The organism is Mesorhizobium sp. M5C.F.Ca.IN.020.29.1.1, assembly GCF_003997375.1.
Classification (GTDB): domain Bacteria; phylum Pseudomonadota; class Alphaproteobacteria; order Rhizobiales; family Rhizobiaceae; genus Mesorhizobium; species Mesorhizobium wenxiniae.
In genome coordinates, this window is sequence record NZ_RZSW01000556.1 from 1 (window position 1) to 4007 (window position 4007).

Here is a 4007-nt window from a genome sequence, read left to right on the forward strand (position 1 = left end):
GGCATCAACGAAGCGCTGCCGCGCGGCAAGGGCCGCCGGCCACTGGCCGTCATCTTCCGCCGACCAGACGCCCGAGAATTCCGACAGGGCAGCAGCCACGCGCTCCGCCTTGCCGGGAAACGTCCCGATCGAATGGTAGAGAAAATAACCAGACACGACGCTTTTGCTCCTTGTGATCATGTGATCACAAAACCGAATACGGATCAATCGCTGCCCGCGAACAAATGTGATTCATCGGGAAAATCGGGGGCTATTTTTTCCGACCGCGAGTGGTCGCGGATCGGCACTTTCCCGCGTCGATTTGGCGTTTCAATCCGCAGCGGAGCTTCAGGAGGCTTTGCCGAACCCGGCGAACTCGACCGGCCTGGTTTCCGGCACGTCGGGGCAGATTGCGCGCAGCGTCTCCTGCGTCGTCCTGATGTCTTCAATCACCTCTTCGCGGGCGCGGGCAAAATCGCGATCCTTCAGTGCTGCGATGATCGCAGTGTGCCGCCCGGACGGCTCCATCGTGCCGGCGCGCATCAAGGGCGCGACATGGTTGGACAACAGCCGCATATAGGGGCCGAAGCGCAGCCACAGCGTCTCGATCAACTGAAACAGCACGTCGGAGCCGGAGGCGCGGTAGATGGTGAAATGGAACTGCTGGTTCTTGGCGATCAGTTCGTAGATGCTGCCGTTGCGCCCGATCGCCTTCTGGTCGGCGGTGATCCTCTGCAATGTGGCTATCTCGGAAGCGGTCAGGCGCGGCGCCCCGAGCTCGGCCGCCAGCCCTTCGACGGCGACGCGCGCCCGGCAGAGATCGTCGAGCCGCGCGCGGGTGACGACCGGCACGCAGGCCGAGCCGTTCTGCGATATCTCCAGCGCGTTCTCGGCGGCGAGCCGCCGCAAGGCCTCACGCACCGGCATGTTCGAGGTGCCGAAGGCTTCGGCCAGCGAGGCTATGGTCAGCACCTGGGCCGGATCGAAGCTGCCGACCATCAGGGCATGCCGAAGCTGCTGGTAGACACCATCCTGGACGGTCACACGTCCCGATACCGGTTCAAATCCCAGAGCCACGGTTTCGCTTTTCCTCCCGACAGAAGCTATGTGCGGTCATTGCCCAACCGAACGCAGGCATGATCATCTGATCACAAGATGGGCGTTAAGCCAAGCGGTCTGGGTGGCACGCTGGGGGCAATCGCTCTCAGCCTCCCCCTCTTCCGTGAAGAAACTGGGAGAAAAAGGGCGCCAGCGTTTGGCTCTCCCTTCTCGCCTTGTGAGAGAAGGTGGCCGAGCGAAGCTCGGACGGATGAGGGGTGTTCCAGCTTGGCGTCGACCGCGCTCCGTCCAACACCCCTCAACCGTCTCGGCGCTACGCGCCGATTCACCTTCTCCCACAACAAAGGGAGAAGGGAAGCACGCCTCGCCTCAGTCCGGGATCACCGCCGTGGCCTGAATCTCCACCTTGGCGCGATCCTCGACCAGCGCCATCACCTGCATGGCGGCCATGGCCGGAAAATGTCGTCCGATGACCTCGCGATAGGCCTCGCCGACGCCCCTGAGGTTGGCCAGATACTCGGACTTGTCGGTAAAGTACCAGGTCATCGAGGTGATATGCTCAGGCTTGGCGCCGGCCTCGGCGAGCACCGCGACGATGTTGGTAAGTGTCTGCCGCACCTGGCCGACAAAATCATCGGTTTCGAACCGACCTTGCCCGGTCCAGCCGACCTGGCCGCCGATGAAGATAAGCTGCCCGCGCGCGGCGACGCCATTGGCGTAACCGATTGGTTTCGCCCAGCCTTCCGGCTGCAGGATGGTGTGCATATCAAGCCTCCCGATACTCAAATCCGGTCGCAGTGTTCAAAATTCGAAACCAGCAATTTTCTGTCGCAAGCTCGGTCTCAGGCCGCTCCCATCACTTGCCTGGCGATGACCACCTTCTGCACGTCGGATGCGCCCTCATAGATGCGCAGCGCGCGGATCTCGCGATAGAGGCTTTCGATGATGTGGCCCTTACGCACGCCGTCACCACCATGCAGCTGCACGGCCTTGTCGATCACCTCTTGCGCCTTGTCGGTGGCGAACAGCTTGGCCATCGCCGCTTCGCGGGTGACACGGGCGGCGCCCTTGTCCTTGGTCCAGGCGGCGCGGTAGACCAGCAGGGCAGCGGTATCGACATCAAGCGCCATGTCGGCGATGTGGCCCTGCACCATTTGCAGCTCGGCCATCGCAGCGCCGAACAGTTTGCGCTCGGCCACTCTTGTGATGCTTTCGTCCAGCGCGCGCCGGGCAAAGCCGAGTGCCGCCGCGCCGACCGTCGAGCGGAACACGTCGAGCACCGACATGGCGAGACGGAAACCGTCGCCTGGCTTGCCGATCAATGCCGAGGCCGGAACGCGGACATTGTCGAAGAACAGGCGTGCAAGCGGATGCGGCGCGATCACCTCCAGCCGCTCGGCGATTGTCAGGCCCTCGGTGTCTGCAGGCACGATGAAGGCGGAAAGCCCTTTGGCGCCGGGCGCCTCGCCAGTGCGAGCGAAAACGACGTAGAGATCGGCAATGCCGCCATTGGAAATCCAGGTCTTTTCGCCTGACAGAACATAGTCGTCGCCGTCGCGCGCGGCCGTCATCTCCATATTGGCGACGTCAGATCCGGAGCGTGGCTCCGACAGCGCGAACGCGGAAATCGCTTCGCCGGCGCGTGTCTTCGCCAGCCAGCGCTGCTGGTCGGGCGTTCCGAACAGGCTGAGCGCCCCGGTGCCGAGCCCTTGCATGGCGAAGACGAAGTCGGCCAGTCCGTCATGCCGGGCCAGCGTCTCGCGCGTAATGCACAGCATGCGCACATCAAGCGGCCCGGGGTTTGCGATGTCGAGCGCCGTCGATTTCAACCAGCCGTCTTGGCCGAGCCTCGCCACCAGAGCGCGGCAGGCGGCATCGACGTCGTCATGCGCGACCGGCAGGTTTCTTCCGCACCAGGCGTCCAGCCGCTCGGCAAGCTCGCGATGGCGATCCTCGAAGAACGGCCAGTTGAGAAAGGAGCGGTCAGGCATGGGAATGCCTCGTCCCGAACTGCACTCCACGGCGCCCCCCTCTGTCCGTTCTTATGGATGCAGCTCTCATCCTAATTGCCCTCGAACACCGGCTTCTGCTTGGCGACGAAAGCCGTGTACGCCCGCTTGAAATCGCCGGTCTGCATGCAGATCGCCTGCGCCTGCGCTTCCGCCTCGATCGCCTGGTCGAGGCCCATCGACCATTCCTGGTTCAACTGCGTCTTGGTGATGCCGTGGGCGAAGGTCGGGCCGGAAACGATGCGCGTAACCATGTCGAGCGCGTCGGCTTCAAGCGCCGCCGCATCGACCAGCCGGTTGTAGAAACCCCAGCGCTCGCCCTCCTCAGCACTCATCGTCCGGCCGGTGTAAAGCAGCTCGGCGGCGCGGCCCTGGCCGATAATACGCGGCAGGATCGCGCAGGCGCCCATGTCGCAGCCGGCAAGACCGACACGCGTGAACAGGAACGCGGTCTTGGCCTCAGGCGTGGCGATACGGATGTCGGACGCCATGGCGATGATGGCACCGGCGCCCACCGCCGCGCCGTCGACCGCCGCAATGATCGGCTTGCCGCAATTGAGCATCGCCTTGACGAAATCGCCGGTCATTCGGGTGAAGGCGAGCAATGCCTTCATGTCCATCTTCACCAGCGGGCCGATGATGTCGTGAACATCGCCGCCGGAGCAGAAATTGCCGCCATTGGGCAGGAACACCACCGCATCGACGTCGTCGGCATAGACGAGGTCGCGAAAAGTATCGCGCAGCTCGGCATAGCTTTCGAAGGTCAGCGGGTTCTTGCGCTCCGGGCGGTCGAGCCGGATATTTGCGATCTTGCCTTCGACCTGCCAGAGGAAATGCTTCGGCTTGCGGCCGGCCATCTTTGTCATTCCCGTCCCTCCCAATTGCTGCGGAAGGAATTCAGCATGCCGGTCAGCCGGCGCGCCTCGTCCTCGCTCACGTCGCCCAGCAGCTCGCCGATCC

Annotated in this window: 4 protein-coding genes; all 4 read right to left on the bottom strand. The window is 63.6% G+C overall.

What is annotated here, in order from left to right; genetic code table 11:
- Positions 1-327 precede the first annotated feature (327 nt).
- The 4 genes from EOA85_RS29465 to EOA85_RS29480 all read right to left on the bottom strand — a co-directional run bounded on the left by EOA85_RS29465 (position 328) and on the right by EOA85_RS29480 (position 3913).
- Entirely contained in the window at positions 328-1056 is a 729-nt protein-coding gene (locus tag EOA85_RS29465) for a GntR family transcriptional regulator (protein WP_127212098.1), read from the bottom strand.
- A gap of 351 nt (positions 1057-1407) precedes the next feature.
- Positions 1408-1803: a RidA family protein gene (locus EOA85_RS29470; RefSeq protein WP_127212099.1), complete on the bottom strand. Its 396-nt coding sequence runs from the start codon at positions 1801-1803 to the stop codon at positions 1408-1410.
- 77 nt (positions 1804-1880) lie between these two features.
- A complete protein-coding gene (locus EOA85_RS29475) occupies positions 1881-3029 on the bottom strand; it encodes an acyl-CoA dehydrogenase family protein (RefSeq protein WP_127212100.1) in 1149 nt (382 codons plus the stop codon).
- Positions 3030-3100: 71 nt separating this feature from the next.
- The gene (locus EOA85_RS29480) at positions 3101-3913 is read right to left on the bottom strand and encodes an enoyl-CoA hydratase family protein (RefSeq protein WP_127212101.1); all 813 of its coding nucleotides are present in this window, start codon (positions 3911-3913) and stop codon (positions 3101-3103) included.
- Positions 3914-4007 lie beyond the last annotated feature (94 nt).